We start from the raw sequence: 21,447 nt of genomic DNA, 5'->3' as shown, positions 1-21,447 counted from the left end.
ACCCTTTACCTGCTAGCACCCATTTAATTATTTGCAAAGGAGTTAAAAATGAAAATATTTTATGCTGTTGAGGCAAATAATATTATTGAAGATGTACCTGAATTTAAAGCACTTATTTTAAGTGAAACAAAAGTATTTGATTGTATTGAATCATTATTTATCTATAAATTGGACAATGAAGCTGAACAAACAGAATTATTATTAAATGAAGCTGGGCTATTTGAAAATCGCTTTGAGCTCATCTATACTAACCAAGGAATAAAAGGAGAAAACTTTAATGATTTCGGGTTAGTAACAAACACCAATACTTATCTTCTAAAGGAATTAATTTGTGTATTCGCTATCGTCGGCGGTGAAGAAACCGCCATACAAATGGCCAAATTTCAGCTTCAAGAACATGTAATATACGAAACAAGCTATGATGATCGTGAAGTATTTTTTACAGAACATCATCTTAAGGACTTAATAAATGGGATTGCAAATGCATATGACATACAAGTGTCATTTTTTGAACTCGACAAACAGAGGAAAATTCTATAAAATATAAGACGAATGTAAAAATAAGTTACATATAGGTTTTACCTAACAGTTTTACTAAATTAAAAGGCAATTGCCTGCTGATGAACATAAAAAGGGGGCTATTAATAATGGGATTAGTTATTATTTTTGCATTAGTTGCTGTTCTTGCAGCAATTGGCACATTAAGTGCACTTAAGAACAAAAATGTTCTTGGCATCGTTTTTGGCGCTGGCTCATTCGTAGTTTTCGGCGGATTTGCACTATTAACACTAATTAACAGCGGTTACCCAGCTGTTCACTAAGAACGAAAAAAAAGACGGTCTAAAAGACAGTCTTTTTTTTTCGTTTTTAGTCATTTAACTTCTTTTCAACAGCTTCAATTTTTTCTTCCATTCTTCTGGTGATGTCCCTGCGATCATCGATACGAATATTCGTGGCAACACGCATTAGTCCTTTTTGAAAAGGCACTTCATGCATGGCCTGAATAACTTCAAACAAAACAGGTAAATCTCCTTCAATAATTGTATTCATTGGTGTTAATTCAAAACGAATTTGCCCCTTATCCTCATAGACCTTTAATACACGCTGAATCTCAGCAACATATGTGCTCACACTTGGTGTACTTGTTCCTATTGGAATAACTGTTACATCTACAATTGCCATGTTTGTTTCTTCCTTTCGTTTTATAAATGGCTTGCAAGCTCAAGGATTTCTTTTGTTTCTATATTAATAAGCTTATCATAATAAAATCCGTATAAGCATAGATTTCCATTTGGGGAACAGCTTAATGGCTCATTTTTCAATCCTTCCATTAATACTTGTTTATCCCCATTTTTAAAATCAAAAGTAGTTAATTCAAATCCTTTGTTATACGTGTCAGCATCTGTACTGAAAACAGGCTGCAGCGATAAAAAATGACTTTTGCCAATATCAAAAAAAGGTACAAGCCAGTCTGAATACCGGCTTAATTGTGGAACTGAAAACGAACCAAGCTTTTCAAACTTATTGGAGAAAAATGTATATACAGCTAGTTCACTATTTTTATCATCTATAGTTATAGACAACAATAGATCCTTAACAGCCTTTATATAATAAATGTCATTTAGTATAAGTTCTTCCTTCGTGCTAGTAATTGCCCTTTTCATTAGCGATGCAAAGAGTGAAGGATCATTTTGACTCCATCCTAAATATATTATTTCATCTTCCCCATTCCAGAAAACAAATGGTTCATTATTTTCAAAATGATTCAGTGTTTTTTCCTTAATATTAAGCACATACATAGAAAAGTCCCAGTCTTCGGTAAATGATGAAATAAGCAGTTTGTTCTCATTATATGGATTCCACTCGAAATTAAATTCAAATGCACTAATCCGCTTACTAAGAATTTCCGTTCCTGATCCATCAATAATTGAAATAATTCCTTCGTAGGTATTAGGGGAGGAATGAATCAATATATAGGTGCCGGATGGACTTGCCGTTACAGTTGAAATAGGAGATTCACTTTCAAATAATAGATTTGTTTCACCTGTATATAAATTATAGGTATAAACATTTGTCCCTAAATTAACATTGGTCATATACATAATTGTGTCATTGCTCAGCCAGCCATTTACCGTATTAAATTTTCCTTGCTTAATAGGTATAGGAGCTTGGACTTTATTTAACAAAAAGGATGGAGGAACAGCCTCCTTCTGTAAGGTTTTACCATGTTTTTGCATCGGCTGCATACCAGCTTCTCTCTTTTGCTGGCACCCAGCTAATCCAATAAGGAGGATAAGACATAAAAATAGAAGCAACCGGTAATTCATTATCTTCTTTTGCTCCAAAATCCTCCCCCCTTTTTGTTCTACATAGTAATACGAAACAAGCTCTAAAATGTTTCATAAAAATGGAGGCTATTTCTACCTAACAGCCTCCTAAAAATACTTTAATTTTTGTAAAAAGCTGAAACACAGCTAATATTTAAATTCCCCTATTATTTTACATGTATAAAGCAGCTAGGTAAATACCTAAAACCTCTTCAAATATATCATCAAATTGAGATATTGGCAGCGGGTTTATTCCTTTTCCCAGTTCAACTGTGAAACCTGGCCTTCGAAAATCTTGAATAAACCAATCTTTGTAGCCTGCATAGCTTTCAATGTATTGGACTGAACGATATCCGCTTACTCTTGCAAACTCTCGTGCTAGCACGCTTGATTCTGGAGGCTCCAATCCTTCAAACCCCCAATAAATTTCCTCCCCTTGTGTATGAAGTGCAAGCACACGGTTAAATTGTCTAGCTTTAGTCAATTCTGCCATTGCAATGGCTTCTGGTTCAGTTAGAGGCGCAGTTCCCGGGTAGTCTCTTGGAGCTGGAGCCTTTTGTTCAGAACGATCTCTTTCAGTTTCCCATTTTGCCGGAAATTGATCATTTAAATCGACTCCTCTAATATTTGCCTTCCATCCGCTAAAATCAGTACTTCCTCGATTGATTTCGATAACTCGTTCTCTTTCCTTCTCTTCGGGACCATTAACCACCAAATTTACACCATCTGGATTAACCATTGGAACAATTGAAACATCAGCATTCTGATATAAAGGCATCGTCTGAACACCTCTTATCGGAGTTACATTTGTTAACGATAGCAAAAAATGATTTACTAATGCCATTAATATGCCAGAGGTTATCCATTCATTAGCATGAAAAGAAGCATTAAAATGAATCTTTTTAGTACCTTTTCCAAAGCGAATTTCTTGTATAGGCTTACCAAGTACAGTTTTGCCGATTGTTTTTACCTTTATAAAAGGATAAATGGATTGTAAGCCTTTAATATCTTCAGAAAGGACTTCATAATGATAATTCCTTCTTCCATTCACAATTGGTGTAATGACCCTAGATGGAATTAATATCGTTTCTCCTGTTTGAAGCTCATTCGGGTTTACTTTTTGGTTTACTATAAGCAATGCATCAACAGACATATGTCTGGCTTCACTAAGCTTCCAAAAAGTATCCCCTTTCTTCAATATATAAGATTGTGCAATAAATCCCGGAATGAGAATTTCCTGTCCAATTTTTAATGTATTCGGATTGACTGATGGATTTGAATCCATAATCAAATTTAGAGGGATCATAAAAAGGCGGCTATAATACCATAGTGTATCTCCAGCTCGTACTTTCACTCTCATTTTTATCTTCCTCCCTTATCCATTCATTTTTATGAACAAATAGCTGAAAAAATGCAAAGTAAAAAGCCTGCAATGGTTTGCAGACTTTTTCTAGTTTATTGTTAATCAATTTGGACATCGTTATCAAAATTTGGACCTCTAAGTTCTTTATCCTCATAGAATCTCAATAAGTCACCATAGATGATTTTGTCAGAGTACTCTAGCTCATTTTTCGCCTTTTCAATATAAGGCTCACAAGCGTTATTATCGGTTGGCTCTCCTGTCTTCTTATCGTAGCATGTTTCTCGAGTATAGATTAAATCCTTCGTAATAAAGCTTCCATCACGTAAAACTGTAAATTCCATCTTATCTTTTGAAAATAAATCTGATCCAAAATCAATATTATTCTTCGTATTAACACCTAATAAATGAAGAATTGTTGGTTTTAAATCAATTTGCCCGGAAACAGTCGGGATTGTTTTTCCTTTTTGACCTGGAATATGAATTATTAATGGTACTCTTTGTAGCTGTGTGCTTACAAAAGGAGTAACCTCCGTTCCTAAAAATTCACCCATTGCTTTATTATGGTTTTCTGAGATACCATAGTGATCTCCATAAATAATGATAATGGAATCATCATATAAGCCTTCTTCTTTTAACCGTTGGATAAAAATCTTTAAAGCTTCATCCGTATATCGAACGGTTGGGAAATAATTATTAACCGTCTTATTATTGGAAGTATATGGCTCAATAAAACGATCTTCTTCCCCTAGTTCAAATGGGAAGTGATTTGTTAATGTTATAAACTTCGCATAAAACGGCTTAGGCATTTCCTTTAAATGCTGAATCGATTGTTCAAAGAAATCAATATCCTTCATCCCCCAGCCAACAGAATTTTCATCTGTTACATCATAATCCGGAAGTGAATAGAAACGGTCATATCCTAATGATTGGTACATAATATCTCTGTTCCAGAAACTTTTATTGTTTGCATGCAAGGAAGCAGTAAAATAGCCATTGTTACGCAAAATATCAGGTGTAGCTGTATATTCATTTCCTGAGTGTGTGAAGAAAACAGCTCCTCGGCTTAATGGATATAGAGAGTTCTCTACAATAAATTCTGAATCCGAAGTTTTTCCTTGTGCAGTTTGGTGATAAAAATTCTCAAAATAATAACTATCCTTAATAAACTGATTTAAGAATGGAGTAATTTCTTGACCGTTTACCTTTTCATTAATGACAAAATTCTGTGTAGACTCCATTGAAATCAAAATTACATTCTTATTCTTTGCAATCCCAAACATTTTGTCGTTTGGTTTTTTGTAATTTGCATGAATATAGTTATCAATGTCAACTAACTCACTGCCATCTGCTAAAGCTCTTTGTGCAGAGGACTTCGATTGGAGAAACATATCATAAATATGATAGTTATACGTCCCGATGTTTTTAACAAGCATTTCGCGGTCAAAAGTCCGAGTTAAAAGCTGTGGGCGCTCTGTTTCAGACAATCCTAGATTAAAAAAAGCAATCGCTGTCGCAATTAAGAAAAACGCTCTTCGATCTACTTTTGAAAACTTCCGATATGAAACAAATGCTGGTTTAAGAATAACAATTAATGTCAAAATAATAAAATCGGCGAAGTATAAAATATCAGATAATTGGAGCAGTTCAGACACACTGCTGCCTAAATCACTCATATTGCTGGTCTGGAATAGAACGGGAATCGTAAGAAAATCATTAAAAAACCGATAAAACACCACATTAGCAAAAAGCACAGCAGATATCAAAAAGCTTGTAAACAGAATATATAGGTTTTGATTTTTTACTTTTAAAAATAAGCTAATGCCAAAAACAAAAAGCAAGAAACTTAATGGATTGATAAATAAAATAAATTCTTGCCTCCAATTTTCTATCTTAATATCGAAGCTAGTCTTGTAGGTAATGTACGTTTTTAGCCAAAGCAGTACAATCGCAATCCCAATTAGCGATACCTTTGACCATTTGAAATTCTTCATATTTAGTGTTACCCTCCCTGTTTTTTTGGAACAGATATGGAAAATATTAGTATTTTTTACAATTACAGGATGACCTTTTACAAACCAAACCTTATCTTAATACTTTTTTTACAAAAAATCAAATAAGGTTAAACTATATTTTTATATAATTATAGATTTCTCTTTACCCATCTTATAAGACGTTCTAAACCTTTAAAAGTTTCGAATTTGTCCCTTTTTCAAAAAATGAATAATTAGTCATAGGACTTTCCTTTTATTTATTATCAGTATGAAAATAAATTTTTAGTCAACATTTTTTGCAGGCGCACTTCAATTCATTACATAGAATAAATAAAGGGCATCCGTGCATTGCCGAATACCCTTTTTGCCGAAGCAGCAATAAGCCCTATATTCTTTTTTCCCTTATAAAAATATTACGTTACTTCAGCATGTTAGTTAGGCTTTTCTCTTCAAAAGCTGGATTTCATGTCTTAATAATAAAATAGCCATTTGATAATCTTGCGTTTCCATTAGCTGTGCTTGGTAAAGTTCTTTTATTTCCTCTTCCATTAATTCCAAATCGGCAATTCTATCTCCAACATAAATAATCGTGCCAAATTTCTTTAGGAATTGCTGAATTTCAAAAATCGTTTTCATTCTCTTCCCTCATTATCTCTCAAAGTTCCATATACCTTATTGTACTTCATCATTTATTTGCTGCAAAAGCTTTTGATAATCTTTTTGATTTGGCATTAATTCCACAGCTTTACTGGCAAACTTTTGGGCTTCAAGTAAATTACCTTCCTGAACATATATTAAAGCTAAATTATAAAATGCCTCATGAAAGTCTTGTCTTTTGTCAATAGCTAAGTGCAGATGCTCTTTTGCTTTTGCAATTTCATTTGTCTTTATTTCTGCATAAGATAGTATAAAATATACTTCTGGAGAAGCCGATTCATCATTTGCAAAATTTTCGAGAACAGCTCGGACTTTATCGTATTTCTCTGTTTTCATATATTCTTGAGCAAGGACAAGTGCAGAATTTTCATTCATTAGTTTTTCAGGATTGCTATAACCAAATTTTAATAAACCTACAATTAAGAAAGCTGCAATGGCAAAGGAAATCAATTGGAAAAGCAGTTTTCTCTTCTTCGGAAAATGTACAATTCCTGTTGCCAAAAATCCACCAATCAGTCCCCCGATATGACCTGCATTATCAATGCTTGACATCGAAAATCCAAATACAAGATTAATTCCAAGAATAATAATAATATTAAAGCCCATCGTCCTGAAAAAAAGCTTAGGGTAAATAACTCCAAAATAAAGCAAAGCACCAAAGCAGCCAAAAATGGCTCCGCTTGCTCCCGCTGATAATGTAGGGCTAAAAATAAAACTTGCTAAAGAGCCCGAAAAACCAGCAAATAAGTAAATAAAAAGAAAGCGAAAATTTCCGTATATCCTTTCCACTGTCGAACCTAAATAATAAAGTGCGAGCGAATTCATTAATAAATGAAGCAAACCAATATGAAGAAAAATAGGTGTAAAGAAACGCCACCATTCTCCTTCAATAATTAACGGATTAAATTTAGCTCCGTATTGTATAAGAGTGGATGTATTCGTGCTTCCTCCTTTTATTTCCAAGAAGAGAAACATCGCTATTTGAATAATCAAAAACATATATGTAAAAAATGGCTTTCCATATTGGAAAAGGGATTGTTCCTTTTTAGATCGATTAGAGGCTTCGGTTAACGCTGCCAGCTTCATTGCGTCCACTTCATTTTCTGAATAACCTTCACTGCTCAGCGATAATGAAATGTCATCATGAAAAATATTATAAAGCTTAGAAGTGCCTTCTTTATAATGAGCACGATCTATAATAATGGAAGTGACCCTAGTTTTCTCATTCCCCGGCACTATAAAAGGCTTTTCGATTCTAAATTCATAATCATCTACTGGTGGATAAGCGGAAATATATAAATTAATGACATTTATTTCCCCTCGAAGAAGCTGCTTTCGAATTCTTTCGCCATTAATGGCGGTTTTCTCGATATCCTTTTGCATCCAATTGCTCCAATCCAAGTTAAATCGAAGCAATCGAATGACTTGGGCTTCCTTGTTCTCCATCTTCTCAAGCCAAAGTTCATTATGCTGCTCAGACAATTGAATAATTCGATATTCTTTGACTGATATAAAATATTGGGCAAGCCTCCAAAATAAAAACTCTTCTTGAAGATTCACATTTCCCCCTACTCTCTTTATCAAGCTTACTTATTTATATTAATCTAAATGTGAGATAACGCCAAAAAACTAAACTTCCTTTTTTACTATAGGCAATTACTGCTATAAACGCAAAATAAAAAGACCTTAAAGGTCTTTTCTAATGTGTTTCAGCGGTGCCAGGAGGAAAGACCATTTTTAGCATTCGATCTCTTACACCCGGAAGCCCCATAATCGAGCTGACAAAAATACGTCTTAATATAGCATTTCTAAAAAGTAAATTAAGTGCACGATACCGATTTAAAAAAATTATATACCCGCCTACACCAATCATTATAATAGATAAAATACGTCCCATTTTCATCCCTCCTGTCACTAGTGTGAGATGAAAGACTCTTTTTTATCCATAGACATTTACTATTTTAAGAAAAGTAGTCCTATTAATGCAGCCATAAATCCTGAGATAAAGTTTACAGCATCATTATTCATGACTAGTAAGCCCCTTTTATTGGCAGTTTTTGTACCACAGTGGCTTCGGACCTCAACCTCTGCTCCGCATTTTTTACATTGATATACAACCTGTATAAAAGCTCCAAATAGAGTGTCGATGACATTCCCAATGAATCCAAAAAGAAAAATAACTAACATCCTTGAAAATGAAATATGAAATAAATAATAACCTAGTAAAGAAATAGTTAAAGAACCGCATAATGCCGCAACTGTCCCCAATACACTAATTGCACCTGATGTACCAGCTTCCACACTTTTGAATGAACGAATAAAAATGGGTGCCCTTTTGCTAAGTGAGCCGATTTCAGAAGCCCATGTATCTGAATTTGCAGCAGCAATTGAAATGGCAAAGCCGTATAACCAAAGCTCATTCGGGCTTGCTAAATGAAGTAAACTGCAAATAGCCGCAGTTCCTCCATTTGCAGCAACCTGAATCCAATCTCTTTGCGAACCTTTTTCATGCCGTTCTTCAATCTTTGCTTTATTTCTTCGCTTGTATTTTGACCAAAAACTAGAACTGGCAAAGAAGAAGCCTAACAGCAGAAGGCCTTTAACCCCAAAACCAAGCCCAATCAGAATACCAACTGTAAGTGCAGCCAAACTTCCTGACATTGTGAGCAATCTTAGCAAATAACCGCAAAGAGCTGTAGCTGCAATGAACAATAACCGTAAACCCGTATCATCCATTTACAAACATTACCTTTTGATCTGTAATAAGTTTTTCAACTGGGATATCGTGAGTCTCCACTGGCAGCTGTGAAACAATTTGAAGCTGGAAGGCTAGAGATAATGTATGTCCATTATATTTTGTAAGAAAACGGTCATAATAGCCTCCGCCAAAACCGAGCCTATATCCGCTCTCTGTAAAGGCTAGACCTGGAACAATTAATAAATCGATACTACTTGGACAGATTTCAGTTGTTTCAGATTCAATTGGCTCTAAAAGTCCATAGTATACAGATTCTAATTGATCAAATTGGTTTAATGTTCGAAAAATCATTTCTCTATTTTTTGGTAAGCATTTAGGAATCACGACCTGTTTTCCTTCTTCCCAAGCTCTCCGAATAATTTGATATGTATCAACTTCAGGCTGTCTAGATATGGTTAGTCCAATTGTTTTTGCATCTCGCCAGTATTCATCCTGATAAAGACCTTTTGCAATGTGATAGGAAAGATGTTCATATTGAGGCTTTGTAACTTTCGAAAGCTTTTCTGTTATTTGTTTACGAAGTTCTTTTTTATCTCCTATCATTTTGGCTCCCCCAATTGTCATATTTTTTTTACGTAATGAAACAACAAAAAAAGCAGTAGGAATCACCCCACTGCTTATTTTGTCTCACGATGTGTAGTAGAACGCTTTTCTCTTGGGCAGTATTTCTTAAGCTCAAGACGATCTGGATTGTTTCGTTTATTTTTTTTAGAAATATAGTTACGATCTCCACATTCTGTGCAAGCTAACGTAATATTCACACGCATGTAATATCCCTCCAAACTATGTTCAAACTAGTTCGTTCATACGACTTTTCTATAATATCATTTTTCAGAGGTAAATGCTAGTGTGTTTTTAAAAGTGTCTCGTTTATTTTTACAAGTTCCGATTCGTCTTTACCGGTAATCACCCACGATTTACCTTCCAAAGTTTGTTTTCCCTTGAAATGAAAGTCGTAAATAAAGAGACTTACTGCATCCCCATTAGCCATTGGGTTGTATTTAAGCTTGCCAGATCTTTGGCAATTCCAGATATTATCAGTAAAGACATTCCTAAGAGATTGAATAGTGCTTATGCCAGAATTATTTTCATGGAAACAGCCATTAGCCAAGTATACATTATCATGATCGAGATGGAATACGACCTTTTCAGATGGTGAAATAAAGGATAAATGATATGGCTTCTGTAATAAATTTTTCAACTCATTTCCGCTCAAATAATGACGATTTTGAATAAGCAGTTTCACATTTAGATGCCGTTCACGATAATTCGTAATGCTAACATGATATAATTTAATCTCAGAAGTCTCTTCCTCTTGTTTTAAGTGGACTGAAATTCCTTCCTCTGGAATCATTGATTCCACTCCGGGAGTTAGCCAATATGTTTTTCCATTAATCCAAACCCCGGGAATTACTTCTATCCGCTCATGATTAGATACTGAAATTTCTCCTGTATCCTTTGACTGCACCCAAGTATTAATCTTCATACGATATCACCTCCGCAAAAATTTTCATATGTAATTTGCACGAAACAAAATATTCAATATATGTGTACACGAGTAAATTTATTCCTTATTTCTATATGTTATCACTGAAAACTTACTCTCACAATAAACGGAAATTGTCGTATCCTGCGTTACGTGATTATGCATACATTTGCAGGAGATGAAAAATTTTTCTCGGAAAATATATTATTAATAATTGTCCTTTTTCGACAAAAAAACTTCCCATAGTTCTTTAAAAATCCGACAAATACTTTAACAATTGGCTTATCCTGTACAATTCAAATCGAAATTTGGCTTTTTTAATGCTAAAATAAGGATAGGTAAAAGATTGAGGTGACTGACTTGGAATACTTAATGATAGGCTTACTGGCCTTTGCAATGATCCTGCTAATTTCTTCAGCCTTTATGAAGGATCCATATAAGATTCTCCGTGAAGAAATGGACCAGCTTTCTATGCAGCAAATTCAAGATATGTATGTAGTGAAGAAAAAATTAAAGGTTCTTGAAGAAGAATTACTTGTTAATGATATTGATTTCCAACCGGTATCAGCCATTTCAAAGGCATCAAGTGAAAAAAAAGAAATTCATGAGATAATCAAGAATCAGGTATGGTCCCTTGTCCAGCAAGGATTAACAACTGATCAAATTGCACGCCAATCCTCCCTTACACCTGAGGAAGTTGAATCGATCATAGCTGAGAAGATGAGAAGAGGCTAAATATGAACAAAAGAAATACACGTGCCTTTGCACTAGGAATATTAGTAGCTGTCTGCATAATCGGTTCCTATTACTATTATGTTTTGGATAGAGCTACACCGGATGAATTAAATATCGTTAATGCTAAGGACTTACTAGCTGACCAAGGATATATCATCTTAACAAAAGAAAAATATCAGAATATGGAAGAAGCGATTAAAGAGAAGAATAAGGAAGCGAAAGCAACGCAGCAGGATCCTGCCACTCCTCAAAAAGAAGAAGATACGATTCATGCATATAAGTTAGAAATTGCAGCTGGAATGGTTTCTCATGAGATTGCTTCCCTATTGGAACAGAAAAAAATTATTGATGATGCTAATGAGTTTGAAACTTACCTTGAAGAAAATGGCTACAGCAAACGAATTCAACTTGGGAAATTTGAACTAACTGCAGGAATGAGCTACAAACAAATTGCAAAAATCATAACAAAAAGCTAAAGGAGTCCTTTAGCTTTTTTGATTCATATTAATTCAAATCATATTGCCTTCCCTTTACAAGGTATAAAATACTTTCTGCAATATTCGTTATATGATCAGCAGATCTTTCAAGATATCGGCAAATAAATGACAGCTGGATTATTTGTGAAAGTGATTCTGGCTTTTGCAAATTGATTTGCATTAATTCTATAATGGTCTGACCATATAAATCATCTACACGGTCATCCATGTCAGCGAGTTTTTTAGCTTTTACAATATCTTCATCTACAAAAGCCTCTAAAGATAATCTCAGCATTTCTAATGCAATTGTATGCATCTCTTTTATATGCACAATCGGTTTTACTAGCGGCTCAGAACCGATTCTAATCGTAGATTTTGCAATATTAACAGCAAAATCTGCGATTCTTTCAATATTTGTTGCTATTTTGATACCCACAATGATCCTGCGGAGATCAATAGCTACCGGCTGCTGCTTAGCAATAAGCAAGATAGCGAAATCATTAATATCTTCATACATCAAATTTGCCTGTGAATCATTATCGATAATTTCAAGAGCCAATTCAAGATTTTGTGTTTCTAACGCCTCAATAGATTTGGATAAGGCCTTTTCTGCAAAGCCTCCTATTTCTAATAGTTTCCCCTGTAACTCTTTCAAATCGATATCAAACTTTTCACGAACTGACATGGCTGTCGGTCTCCCTTCCGTGCAATTAGCCGAATCTTCCTGTAATATAGTCTTCTGTTCGTTTATCTGAAGGTGTTGAGAAAATTTTATTTGTCTCTGAAAACTCGATAACCTCCCCATTTAGGAAAAAGGCGGTTTTATCAGAAATACGGGCAGCCTGCTGCATATTATGTGTAACGATTATGATACTAAATTGTTTCTTTAATTCTTGTACTAACTCTTCTACTTTTAAAGTTGAAATCGGATCAAGCGCTGATGTTGGTTCATCCATTAAAATGACGTCCGGCTCAATTGCTAAACAGCGGGCAATACATAGACGCTGCTGCTGTCCACCTGAAAGCCCATATGCATTTTGGTGCAGTCGGTCCTTTACTTCATCCCAAATAGCAGCACCCTTTAAGCTTTTCTCCACGATTTGATCAAGAATTTTTTTATCACGGATACCATGAATTTTTGGGCCATAGGCTACATTTTCATAAATAGACTTTGGGAATGGATTTGGTTTTTGGAACACCATTCCAACCTTTGTCCGCAATTCTTCCACTCCATATGACTTATCAAAAATATTTCTGCCACGGTACAATATTTCACCGGACGTTTTAACAATTGGGACGAGCTCAATCATTCGGTTTAACGTTTTAATATAGGTAGATTTCCCACAACCGGATGGGCCAATAATGGCTGTTACTTCATTTTCGTAAATATCTAGATTAATATTTTTCAACGCATGATTTTCCCCATACCATAAATTAAGACTATCGGTTTTATAAACGATATTTTTTGCTGCCTCTTCAGACTGAATGTCAGTTCTATGAATCATACGTACCTTTTGTCTTTCCATTGTCGCTTTCATATTTCAGTTCTCCCTTCATCCATTAAGAAGACTAATATCTATTTTGGAATTTATTTCGAATTAAAACAGCAATTGAATTCATAAAGATCAATAGAATAAGCAGCACGATAATGCCTGCAGCAGCTAACGATTGGAATTCAGCTTGCGGCCTTCCGGTCCAGTTATATATTTGCATAGGCAAAACGGTGAACATATCAAAAACTGACTTTGGTAAAAAGGCAAGGAATAGTGGCAATCCAAGAACAACTAGAGGAGCTGTTTCTCCGATTGCTCTTGATAACGCCAGGATTCCTCCCGTTAAGATCCCTGGGATTGCAGCTGGCAGAACGACATGAACAATTGTTTGCCATTTTGTTGCGCCCATTCCATATGAAGCTTCTCTTAGCTCCTTCGACACAGATCTGATTGCTTCCTGAGAAGCAACAATGATAATAGGCAGGACTAGCAGACTCATTGTAAGTCCTGCAGCTAACACACTTGTGCCAAGTGCAAGCGCTCGAACGAAGACAGTTAATCCTAATAACCCGAATACGATAGATGGAACACCAGCAAGATTCGAAATATTTATTTGAATAAATCTCGTAAAGCGGTTTTTCTTCGCATATTCCTCTAAATAAATGGCTGTCCCCACACCTAATATTAAAGATACAGGCGCTACTACCCCCATTAGCCACACTGTACCTATTAAAGCTGTCTTCACCCCTGCATTCTCAGGTTTTCTTGAAGGCAGGCTCTGTAAAAATTGCAAATCAAGATAAGCAAGTCCTTGAGTGAGTATCCGATATAATAAAATGCCTAGAACGAGTAAGCCAAACATTGTCGCTGCGAAAAATAAACATTTAAAGACGATATTGGCAGCCAATCTCGCTTTCATCCTTTTAATCACTGATGTTGAATCAATTAATTTCATTTAATATTCCTCCCTGAAGCGTCGAGAGATAAATTGGGCAAGCAGATTCATAACCATTGTAAATAAGAACAGAGTAAATCCTACAGCATAAATACTGTAATAAATTGTCGTTCCGTAGCCCGCGTCTCCTTGGCTTACTTGAACAATATACGCTGTCATCGTTTGAATCGAACTTGTTACATCCAAATTCATATTAGGCGTTGATCCTCCAGCCACAGCAACAATCATCGTTTCTCCAATTGCTCTGGAAACAGCCAGTACTATAGAAGCTACGATACCAGAAATAGCAGCTGGCAGAACTACTTTAATCGCTACTTCAAGCTTTGTTGATCCTAAAGCAAGTGCTCCTTCTCTCATCGAATTTGGTACAGAAGTCATTGCATCTTCTGATAACGAAGCAATCATTGGCGTGATCATAATCCCAATCACAATCCCCGGGCTTAATGCATTAAATATTTCAAGGGAAGGTATTAAATCTCTTAATATCGGCGTTACAAAAGTTAAAGCAAAAAATCCATAGACAATTGTAGGAATCCCTGCTAAAACTTCTAAAATCGGTTTAATAATTCTTCTTGTTTTATCAGAAGCATACTCACTCAAGAAAATGGCTGATGCTAATCCAATTGGAACAGCAACTATTGCAGCAATAATCGTTACTTTTAAAGTCCCTAAAACAAGCGGCATGACTCCAAATGACCCCTGAGTCGAAGAAAACGGGTACCACCTTTTTGAGGTTAGAAATTCAATAACGGAAACTTTACTGAAGAAGGTAAAGGTTTCTACAATCAATGTAAGCACAATCCCGAGTGTAGTTAAGACTGAAACCGCTGCGGTTAATAATAAAAGGATTGGCATGATCTTTTCCATAGCTGCATTTGTATTTTTCTTTTGTTTTTTAGCTTGAATCATTTCCTGAACTGAAAATGAAGCTGATGACTTTTGCATATCCAAAGTGAAAACCCCCTTCATCCACAACAAGATGAGAAGCACAAGTGACGCGCTTCCCACCATTAAGTTTTAGATTTACTTAAGACCTTTTAATGTTTCTAAAGCCTTTTTATAATCTTCATCCTTTAATTTTACATACCCTACATCCTCAGAAAGCACGGCTGCATTTTCTAAAGTAAATTTCAAGAATTCATATACTTCTTCTTTCTTTACTGATTCGTTCTTCACATATGTGAACAGTGGACGGGATAACGGTGAGTATTCTCCGCTTTCAACTGTTGCATTTGTTGGTTCTACAGGACCATTACCGCCATCAATCGGTACAACTTTTAACTTATCTTTGTTTTCAGCATAGTAAGCATATCCAAAGTAGCCGATTGCATTTTTATCACCAGCAACACCTTGAACAAGTACATTGTCATCTTCTGAAAGAGTAGCTTTTTCTACTAACGGCTGATCTTCTAGAATTACTTCATCAAAGTAGTCAAATGTTCCGGAATCAGTACCTGGTGAGTAGAATTTAATTTCCTCTTCTGGCCATCCTTTGCGGATATCAGACCATTTCTTCACTGTTCCATCTTCCAGCCACATTTTCTTTAATTCATCTATAGTTAGGTAATCCACCCATGTGTTGTCTTTATTAACAACAACAGATAATCCGTCATTTGCTAATTTAAATTCAGTAAAGGCAATACCTTTTTCATCAAGCTGAGCTTTTTCTTCATCTTTAACTGGACGAGACGCATTACTAAAATCAGTTGTTCCAGCAATAAATGCTTTAAATCCGCCACCTGTACCAGAGGAAGCAACAGAAACTTTAACTCCAGGCTGTTCCATGCCAAACTCTTCTACAACAGCCTCCATGATAGGAAATACTGTAGATGATCCGTCAATATTTATTTCACCTTGAAGTTGCTTATTTTCCTCACCAGCTTGTTCAGTTTTTGTTCCTTCTGTTTGAGAAGAACCATTTGCTGTTCCTGCGTCAGATGAACCACAAGCTGCAGTGAATGCTAGCACTGCCCCAATCATTGCTGATAGTGCTACGTACTTAAAGCTTTTCATTTCTTTATTCCCCCTAAGAGTTTTCAATGATTTGTCCTACATGTATTAGAATAAAGCATGAGTGTAAATTGGGTTTTAATGAAATGTAAAGGTTTTGTAAATCGTGATAAATCATGTGGTAATTTGTCGAAAAATGGACAGAGTTTATTATTTGCCAAGAAAAAAGCCTGTCATTATTTAAAAATGACAGACTTTTATAGATATATTTATTCAGTTTTTTCACTTTCTGTTTCATCCGTACTATTTTGCTGGTCTTGTGCGGGGTCTTTTTTGCCCATTTGTCGCTGCTTCTTTAAATCAAAATAAGTGTCCATGACTCTTTGACCGATAATTAAATTCGCAGAGTGCCCTTGTCCTCCTTGATATGCCCATGGAACTATAACAGCCATCGCAATTTCTGGATTATCTTCTGGTGCATACCCTACAAGGCTTAAATTGATCACCTCTGGCGGTTCCTTGCCAAATTTCTTACGCTCTGGACCGTCATAGAAGGCTTGAGCTGTTCCTGTTTTACCAGCGGGATTATAATCTTTACTGCCGAAATAAGAATAAGCAGTTCCTCCCGGTTCCTGATACACTTTTTTGAACCCTTGATGAACTCTATCAAACCATTCTGGCTTTGCATCAACTCGGTTAAGAACCTTAGGCTTAATCTCTTGGACAATTGGGCCAAGCTCATTGTTTTCCAATAATGGTTCACGAATTTCTTTCACAATATGCGGTTCCATCCGGTTTCCTCCATTTGCAATGGTTGAAACATATTGTGCCAATTGCATAGTAGAATAAGTGTCAAACTGGCCGATTGATAAGTCAAGCAATAGTCCAGTCGTATTACCATAATTGCCTTTAAAGCCAGCTGTCTCATTTGGCAAATCAATTCCAGTACGTACTCCTAATCCAAATTGAGCGAAAGAGTCCCTAAACGTTGTAAATCCTTTATCCAATTTCAATGGGAGCGGAGCATTTGGAATATACGTTCCTTCACCAATTCTTATCGCCGTATAAAACATGTATACGTTTGATGAATATTTAAGTGCATTAATGTCATTCATGGAACCAAGGTTTTTCCATGATTTCTTTGGCGGTGTTCTGCTAATTAAAATCGGAGCATCGTAGAACGTTGTACCAGGTGAAATAACACCTGTTTTAAAGCCTGTAAGGATCGTTGCTCCCTTAACAGCAGAACCTACGTTATAACTTGTTGTTATATTTCCAAGCGCATCATCCTGCATAACACTCTTGCCAGTCTCTTCATCCTTAACAATCCGTTTTCCGGCCATTGTCAAGATTTCACCAGTATGCGGATCCATTAAAACAACATAAGCTCGATCAAGCAAATTAGTATTTGCCTTCGCTTTGGAGGCCTTTAATTCTTCTTCGATTATTTTTTCAACTGCTACTTGAAGATCCATATCAATGCTTAGAACGAGATCCATTCCTCGTTTACCTTCTGTAACCGGAATGGTTTCTAATACATTACCCGCTTTATCAGTTACATTCTTCACCTTTGCCTTTTGACCGTGCAGAACATCCTCATACTGCATTTCAATATAGCTTTTTCCTACTCGATCATTTCGGCTGTAATCTCTTGCTAAGTAATAGTCAAGCTGCTCAGCTGGCAGACCTTCATCCGAATCAGTTATCTTTCCAAGAACTGATTTTAAGGTTGAGCCAAATGCATAGGATCTCTCCCAATCAGTAGTCGTATCAACACCTGGAAGCAATTGAAGATTCTCACTTACAACTGCGAATTCTTCTGGTGTTACATTCTTATTCTTTACAATTTGCGGTGTTAAAGCATATCCGCTTGTAAACTCTTTATAAATCGCTAAGACTTCTAAATCATCCGGTGTAAGCTCCTGCAGCTCTTTATCCGTCACTCGATCAACCTTAATGCGATAAATTTCTTTATCAAGTTCTTTACCTTCATATGTTTCTTTTAATTTTTCTATTTCCTTTTCAGAAACCTTTTTATCAGCCCGCTCTGGATTCTTAAGTATCCAATAATCCTTTTTTTCTCGATCATGAAGTTTATCCGTATCTTTATCAATTAGTTTAGCAAGTCTTTTTGCTACTTGCAGCATCTCATCTTGCTTTGCACCACGATTCGTATACGTAATGGCATTTTCCGGGGTATTGTCAACTATGACTTTCCCTGTACGATCGAACATTTTCCCCCTTGGTACTGGGTTATTTACAGTAATATCCTCAGTCCGTTCGATTTCCCGTCTATAATCATCGCCATAAACAATTTGCACGATCCCTAGCCGAAGTACTAGTACAGAAAACAGTATAAATACCATAAAAAATAAAATGTTCAGCCGAATGGGAACATGTGACTTTTTCTTCTTTTTCTTTTTATTCAATTTAATTTGACACTTCCTTTAAAACAAAGTTACTTCAGTTGCTCTTATCCCATTCTATAAGAAATCTGCAAATTATTCTAGGAAGAACCTATATAAAGACAATGCAATATTTGTAAACTTTAATTCTTTGCCCTTTTGACAAATCTTCAATTAAAAAGAGAAGAGGCAGCTCTCTTCTCTTAGGCAGATTGTATTTGAATTTTTCTTATGAAAAAATAAATAATGGAGTGACCGGCACCGAGAAATAACAATAGAATAGGAATGCTTTTTTCTTCATTTAAAAAAGTGACTGCTCCTAAAAAGCATAAAATAGAAAAAACTCTTCCGGAGTTGACGAATAGTTCCCGGACAACTATATATTCTATTCTCATTTCAGCAGCATTCCACCCTTTTCCAATCACATCATAAGTCATTGAATTATAAGGAACGAGTAAAAGAGGGTAAGCCATTGCAATGATTGCAGCATATATAAGTAATTTTGAGTAAGTGACATCATAGATAATTAGGAATATCGCTAAATACAAGAGAATGCCTCCAATTAAAATGGCTCTTTTACGATATTCCTTTTTCAGAAGACGTGAAACAAAATAATATGAAATAAAGGAAACTCCGGAGTTTACTAAGCCATAGGCACCTAAAGCTAACTCACTTCCAGTTGAAATAAATACAAAAACGGATATAACGAAAGCAAATGTCCCTTCACGAAGACCTTGGAAAAAATGAGCGTTTGTTATTAGCTTCCAATTTAGATTATTTTTTCGTTCTGCCAAAATACGGCTAAACCAATACCTTCCTTTTGCCGGCCTTCTTTTAATAAAAAAGCTTAAAAAAACAGCTAATGAAAAAAGTGCAAGGGATGCCCCAAAAACTATTGTATATCCAGTAAACTTCTCAAGCTTAGAAATGACTAATCCCGCTGCTATTGGTCCAATCATTCCTCCTACAGAGGAGAGGATTCCGAGAAAGCCATTAAAAAAATCGCGATTTTCAGGTTCAGTTATTTCAAAAGTTAAGACATTAAATGCAAGCCAATAAAAGCCGTACCCGATACCAAGCAATGCCCCAAGGAGCAGCAAGTACTTCGATGCTTGTGTACCTATAATTAATACAGTTAAATAAAATACGGCAAGAAAAATAACGCCAATCCGCAGTACAATGACTCGGTCGACTACTTTTGCCCATCTGCCCGCAAGAATAAATGTAAGCGGCTGAATAATCACAACTGTAAGATTGTATATTCCCAAATCCTTAAAATCACCTGACTGTTTCCAAAGGTAAATATTAACAAACGTATTCGATAGAGCGACACTTAAAGAATATAGCCCTCCAATTATTAGCAGCAGCCCTAAATCTTTAGTAAGCTCCACATCACCAATCAGCTTTTTAACCTTACTCATAAAAAAAACTCCCCTTTGCATCTAAAGGGTAGTTTCTAACATATCAAATACTCTTATACCATTTTTCAGGAATTTAAAAAACACGGCATGGTTTTCCCCATGCCGTGTCGTTAAAAAAATTAATTATTTTGCTGCGTTGTAGCGTTTTGAAACTTCATCCCAGTTTACAATATTCCAGAATGCACCAATATAATCAGGACGGCGATTTTGGTAGTTTAAATAGTAAGCATGCTCCCAAACGTCTAAGCCAAGGATTGGAGTCTTACCCTCCATTAATGGAGAATCCTGGTTAGGTGTGCTTGTTACTTCAAGCTCGCCATTGTTAACTGCAAGCCAAGCCCAGCCAGAACCGAAGCGAGTAGTTGCTGCTTTAGTAAATTCTTCTTTGAAGCTGTCTAAGCTTCCAAATTTGCTCTTAATTGCTTCAGCTAATTCTCCTGTTGGCTCACCGCCGCCGTTTGGAGAAATAACTTGCCAGAATAACGTATGGTTCGCATGACCGCCACCATTATTGCGAACAGCAGTACGTGCAGCTTCAGGAACTGCATCTAAGTTAGAAATTACTTCTTCAACTGATTTAGAAAGAAGCTCTTCGTTTCCTTCTAAAGCGTTGTTTAAGTTTGTAACATATGTGTTGTGGTGCTTTGTGTGGTGAATATTCATTGTTTCTTTGTCAATATGTGGTTCTAAAGCATCATAAGCATAAGGTAATTGTGGTAATTCAAAAGCCATAATAAATTCCTCCTATGTAAATAATATTTTCCACTGGAATAATCCTGGATTTCTTACAATTCTGAAATTAGAATCATTCTACATGGTTCAATTTAAGATTACCAAAGTTGCAAAATCGTTTCAATCAAAAAGCTTCCACATCAATATATAATTCCCTTAGTACTACTAAATATCCTTTCTAAACAACGAATATAAAGTAAATAATCATTACCGCCTGAATAATCCCCTTTGTTACAACACTGCTTATAAAACCAATGACGGAGCCGAAACCTATCTTTATGGCTTCCTTCCATTCCTTTTTATTGACAGCAAGTTCAGCTATGATAGCTCCTAAAAATGGCCCAATCAGAATGCCAAACACAGGGATAATAAACGGACCAGCTATTATTCCGATCGTACTTCCCCAAATTCCCGCTTTTGAGCCTCCAAATTTCTTAATTCCGATGGCATTAGCTAAATAATCTGCACCAAATAGCAATATGACGAAAAGGCCTTGAATAGTCCAGAATAGCCAATTAAACGGTTCAAATGAAAAGAAAACACCATATAATAAAAACCCGCCAATAATAAATAAAACACTGGGGATAATAGGATAAACAAGACCGATAAATGCTATGACAAATAGTATTATGATAAATGTCCAATACATATATTCCATTTTTTTCATTTCCTCCATATATGAAAAGAGTAAGGAGGTT

General features: G+C 35.6%; 24 protein-coding genes. 4 read left to right on the top strand and 20 right to left on the bottom strand.

Annotation, left to right across the window (positions count from 1 at the left end):
* Window positions 1-48: 48 nt before the first annotated feature.
* The gene (locus H0173_RS10745) at window positions 49-540 is read left to right on the top strand and encodes a hypothetical protein (RefSeq protein WP_221846528.1); all 492 of its coding nucleotides are present in this window, start codon (window positions 49-51) and stop codon (window positions 538-540) included.
* 107 nt (window positions 541-647) lie between these two features.
* On the top strand, window positions 648-821 hold the full coding sequence (locus H0173_RS10740; RefSeq protein WP_221846527.1) for a DUF2759 domain-containing protein: 174 nt from the start codon (window positions 648-650) through the stop codon (window positions 819-821).
* Window positions 822-867: 46 nt separating this feature from the next.
* Here the strand turns inward: H0173_RS10740 and H0173_RS10735 are convergent, their stop codons facing one another.
* The 11 genes from H0173_RS10735 to H0173_RS10685 all read right to left on the bottom strand — a co-directional run bounded on the left by H0173_RS10735 (window position 868) and on the right by H0173_RS10685 (window position 10,582).
* Window positions 868-1,182: an MTH1187 family thiamine-binding protein gene (locus H0173_RS10735; RefSeq protein WP_221846526.1), complete on the bottom strand. Its 315-nt coding sequence runs from the start codon at window positions 1,180-1,182 to the stop codon at window positions 868-870.
* 20 nt (window positions 1,183-1,202) lie between these two features.
* A complete protein-coding gene (locus H0173_RS10730) occupies window positions 1,203-2,345 on the bottom strand; it encodes a YqgU-like beta propeller domain-containing protein (RefSeq protein WP_221846525.1) in 1,143 nt (380 codons plus the stop codon).
* Between the two features lie 154 nt (window positions 2,346-2,499).
* Window positions 2,500-3,687: a M14 family metallopeptidase gene (locus H0173_RS10725; RefSeq protein ID WP_221846524.1), complete on the bottom strand. Its 1,188-nt coding sequence runs from the start codon at window positions 3,685-3,687 to the stop codon at window positions 2,500-2,502.
* A 101-nt stretch (window positions 3,688-3,788) separates the two neighbouring features.
* On the bottom strand, window positions 3,789-5,681 hold the full coding sequence (locus H0173_RS10720; protein WP_221846523.1) for an LTA synthase family protein: 1,893 nt from the start codon (window positions 5,679-5,681) through the stop codon (window positions 3,789-3,791).
* A gap of 435 nt (window positions 5,682-6,116) precedes the next feature.
* Window positions 6,117-6,317 (bottom strand): YqgQ family protein, encoded by a 201-nt coding sequence (locus H0173_RS10715; RefSeq protein WP_221846522.1) that lies wholly within the window; start codon window positions 6,315-6,317, stop codon window positions 6,117-6,119.
* A 36-nt stretch (window positions 6,318-6,353) separates the two neighbouring features.
* A complete protein-coding gene (locus H0173_RS10710; RefSeq protein WP_221846521.1) occupies window positions 6,354-7,898 on the bottom strand; it encodes a rhomboid family protein in 1,545 nt (514 codons plus the stop codon).
* Between the two features lie 139 nt (window positions 7,899-8,037).
* A complete protein-coding gene (locus H0173_RS10705) occupies window positions 8,038-8,235 on the bottom strand; it encodes a hypothetical protein (RefSeq protein ID WP_221846520.1) in 198 nt (65 codons plus the stop codon).
* A 59-nt stretch (window positions 8,236-8,294) separates the two neighbouring features.
* A complete protein-coding gene (locus H0173_RS10700) occupies window positions 8,295-9,074 on the bottom strand; it encodes a DUF92 domain-containing protein (protein ID WP_221846519.1) in 780 nt (259 codons plus the stop codon).
* Window positions 9,067-9,639 carry a 5-formyltetrahydrofolate cyclo-ligase gene (locus H0173_RS10695; protein WP_221846518.1) on the bottom strand — a complete coding sequence of 191 codons (573 nt, stop codon included), beginning with the start codon at window positions 9,637-9,639 and terminating at the stop codon, window positions 9,067-9,069. The genes H0173_RS10700 and H0173_RS10695 overlap by 8 nt, the downstream gene beginning before the upstream one ends.
* Before the next feature lie 74 nt (window positions 9,640-9,713).
* A complete protein-coding gene (rpmG, locus tag H0173_RS10690) occupies window positions 9,714-9,863 on the bottom strand; it encodes a 50S ribosomal protein L33 (protein WP_057771568.1) in 150 nt (49 codons plus the stop codon).
* A gap of 77 nt (window positions 9,864-9,940) precedes the next feature.
* The gene (locus H0173_RS10685; protein ID WP_221846517.1) at window positions 9,941-10,582 is read right to left on the bottom strand and encodes a hypothetical protein; all 642 of its coding nucleotides are present in this window, start codon (window positions 10,580-10,582) and stop codon (window positions 9,941-9,943) included.
* A gap of 360 nt (window positions 10,583-10,942) precedes the next feature.
* Between H0173_RS10685 and H0173_RS10680 the strand changes: the two genes are divergently transcribed.
* Both H0173_RS10680 and H0173_RS10675 read left to right on the top strand, forming a co-directional pair.
* Window positions 10,943-11,317, top strand: coding sequence for a hypothetical protein (locus H0173_RS10680; protein ID WP_221846516.1), 375 nt, complete (start codon window positions 10,943-10,945; stop codon window positions 11,315-11,317).
* Window positions 11,318-11,319: 2 nt separating this feature from the next.
* The gene (locus H0173_RS10675; RefSeq protein ID WP_221846515.1) at window positions 11,320-11,793 is read left to right on the top strand and encodes a hypothetical protein; all 474 of its coding nucleotides are present in this window, start codon (window positions 11,320-11,322) and stop codon (window positions 11,791-11,793) included.
* 28 nt (window positions 11,794-11,821) lie between these two features.
* Here H0173_RS10675 and phoU read toward each other — a convergent pair whose 3' ends face one another.
* The 9 genes from phoU to H0173_RS10630 all read right to left on the bottom strand — a co-directional run bounded on the left by phoU (window position 11,822) and on the right by H0173_RS10630 (window position 21,407).
* A complete protein-coding gene (gene phoU, locus H0173_RS10670) occupies window positions 11,822-12,478 on the bottom strand; it encodes a phosphate signaling complex protein PhoU (protein ID WP_221846514.1) in 657 nt (218 codons plus the stop codon).
* Window positions 12,479-12,503: 25 nt separating this feature from the next.
* Complete coding sequence (gene pstB / locus H0173_RS10665) at window positions 12,504-13,298, bottom strand: phosphate ABC transporter ATP-binding protein PstB (RefSeq protein ID WP_313770633.1); 795 nt, start codon at window positions 13,296-13,298, stop codon at window positions 12,504-12,506.
* A 64-nt stretch (window positions 13,299-13,362) separates the two neighbouring features.
* Window positions 13,363-14,241, bottom strand: a complete 879-nt coding sequence (gene pstA, locus H0173_RS10660) for a phosphate ABC transporter permease PstA (protein ID WP_221846512.1) — start codon at window positions 14,239-14,241, stop codon at window positions 13,363-13,365.
* Window positions 14,242-15,186, bottom strand: a complete 945-nt coding sequence (gene pstC / locus H0173_RS10655; RefSeq protein WP_221846848.1) for a phosphate ABC transporter permease subunit PstC — start codon at window positions 15,184-15,186, stop codon at window positions 14,242-14,244.
* A gap of 78 nt (window positions 15,187-15,264) precedes the next feature.
* On the bottom strand, window positions 15,265-16,254 hold the full coding sequence (locus tag H0173_RS10650) for a PstS family phosphate ABC transporter substrate-binding protein (RefSeq protein ID WP_221846511.1): 990 nt from the start codon (window positions 16,252-16,254) through the stop codon (window positions 15,265-15,267).
* 206 nt (window positions 16,255-16,460) lie between these two features.
* Window positions 16,461-18,620 (bottom strand): peptidoglycan D,D-transpeptidase FtsI family protein, encoded by a 2,160-nt coding sequence (locus tag H0173_RS10645; RefSeq protein ID WP_396021215.1) that lies wholly within the window; start codon window positions 18,618-18,620, stop codon window positions 16,461-16,463.
* Window positions 18,621-18,799: 179 nt separating this feature from the next.
* Entirely contained in the window at window positions 18,800-20,017 is a 1,218-nt protein-coding gene (locus H0173_RS10640) for an MFS transporter (protein WP_221846510.1), read from the bottom strand.
* A gap of 123 nt (window positions 20,018-20,140) precedes the next feature.
* Window positions 20,141-20,749: a superoxide dismutase gene (locus tag H0173_RS10635; protein WP_221846509.1), complete on the bottom strand. Its 609-nt coding sequence runs from the start codon at window positions 20,747-20,749 to the stop codon at window positions 20,141-20,143.
* 178 nt (window positions 20,750-20,927) lie between these two features.
* Window positions 20,928-21,407 carry a DUF456 domain-containing protein gene (locus H0173_RS10630; RefSeq protein ID WP_221846846.1) on the bottom strand — a complete coding sequence of 160 codons (480 nt, stop codon included), beginning with the start codon at window positions 21,405-21,407 and terminating at the stop codon, window positions 20,928-20,930.
* Between the last annotated feature and the right edge of the window lie 40 nt (window positions 21,408-21,447).

The sequence above is a fragment of the Bacillus sp. S/N-304-OC-R1 genome, from assembly GCF_019749375.1.
In the GTDB taxonomy this organism is placed as follows: domain Bacteria; phylum Bacillota; class Bacilli; order Bacillales; family Cytobacillaceae; genus Cytobacillus.
The sequence above is the reverse complement of the archived record's forward strand: the minus strand, read 5'-3'. Positions and strand labels throughout refer to the sequence as shown.

Bases quoted from the DNA above. Each gene is read 5' to 3' on its own strand.
- H0173_RS10640 (WP_221846510.1), bottom strand. From the start codon at position 20,017: ATGAGTAAGGTTAAAAAGCTGATTGGTGATGTGGAGCTTACTAAAGAT.
- pstA (WP_221846512.1), bottom strand. From the start codon at position 14,241: ATGAAATTAATTGATTCAACATCAGTGATTAAAAGGATGAAAGCGAGA.
- rpmG (WP_057771568.1), bottom strand. From the start codon at position 9,863: ATGCGTGTGAATATTACGTTAGCTTGCACAGAATGTGGAGATCGTAAC.
- H0173_RS10635 (WP_221846509.1), bottom strand. From the start codon at position 20,749: ATGGCTTTTGAATTACCACAATTACCTTATGCTTATGATGCTTTAGAA.
- H0173_RS10720 (WP_221846523.1), bottom strand. From the start codon at position 5,681: ATGAAGAATTTCAAATGGTCAAAGGTATCGCTAATTGGGATTGCGATT.
- phoU (WP_221846514.1), bottom strand. From the start codon at position 12,478: ATGTCAGTTCGTGAAAAGTTTGATATCGATTTGAAAGAGTTACAGGGG.
- H0173_RS10735 (WP_221846526.1), bottom strand. From the start codon at position 1,182: ATGGCAATTGTAGATGTAACAGTTATTCCAATAGGAACAAGTACACCA.
- H0173_RS10700 (WP_221846519.1), bottom strand. From the start codon at position 9,074: ATGGATGATACGGGTTTACGGTTATTGTTCATTGCAGCTACAGCTCTT.
- H0173_RS10715 (WP_221846522.1), bottom strand. From the start codon at position 6,317: ATGAAAACGATTTTTGAAATTCAGCAATTCCTAAAGAAATTTGGCACG.
- H0173_RS10725 (WP_221846524.1), bottom strand. From the start codon at position 3,687: ATGAGAGTGAAAGTACGAGCTGGAGATACACTATGGTATTATAGCCGC.
- pstB (WP_313770633.1), bottom strand. From the start codon at position 13,298: ATGATTCATAGAACTGACATTCAGTCTGAAGAGGCAGCAAAAAATATC.
- H0173_RS10675 (WP_221846515.1), top strand. From the start codon at position 11,320: ATGAACAAAAGAAATACACGTGCCTTTGCACTAGGAATATTAGTAGCT.
- pstC (WP_221846848.1), bottom strand. From the start codon at position 15,186: ATGCAAAAGTCATCAGCTTCATTTTCAGTTCAGGAAATGATTCAAGCT.
- H0173_RS10740 (WP_221846527.1), top strand. From the start codon at position 648: ATGGGATTAGTTATTATTTTTGCATTAGTTGCTGTTCTTGCAGCAATT.
- H0173_RS10695 (WP_221846518.1), bottom strand. From the start codon at position 9,639: ATGATAGGAGATAAAAAAGAACTTCGTAAACAAATAACAGAAAAGCTT.
- H0173_RS10705 (WP_221846520.1), bottom strand. From the start codon at position 8,235: ATGGGACGTATTTTATCTATTATAATGATTGGTGTAGGCGGGTATATA.
- H0173_RS10650 (WP_221846511.1), bottom strand. From the start codon at position 16,254: ATGAAAAGCTTTAAGTACGTAGCACTATCAGCAATGATTGGGGCAGTG.
- H0173_RS10745 (WP_221846528.1), top strand. From the start codon at position 49: ATGAAAATATTTTATGCTGTTGAGGCAAATAATATTATTGAAGATGTA.
- H0173_RS10630 (WP_221846846.1), bottom strand. From the start codon at position 21,407: ATGGAATATATGTATTGGACATTTATCATAATACTATTTGTCATAGCA.
- H0173_RS10685 (WP_221846517.1), bottom strand. From the start codon at position 10,582: ATGAAGATTAATACTTGGGTGCAGTCAAAGGATACAGGAGAAATTTCA.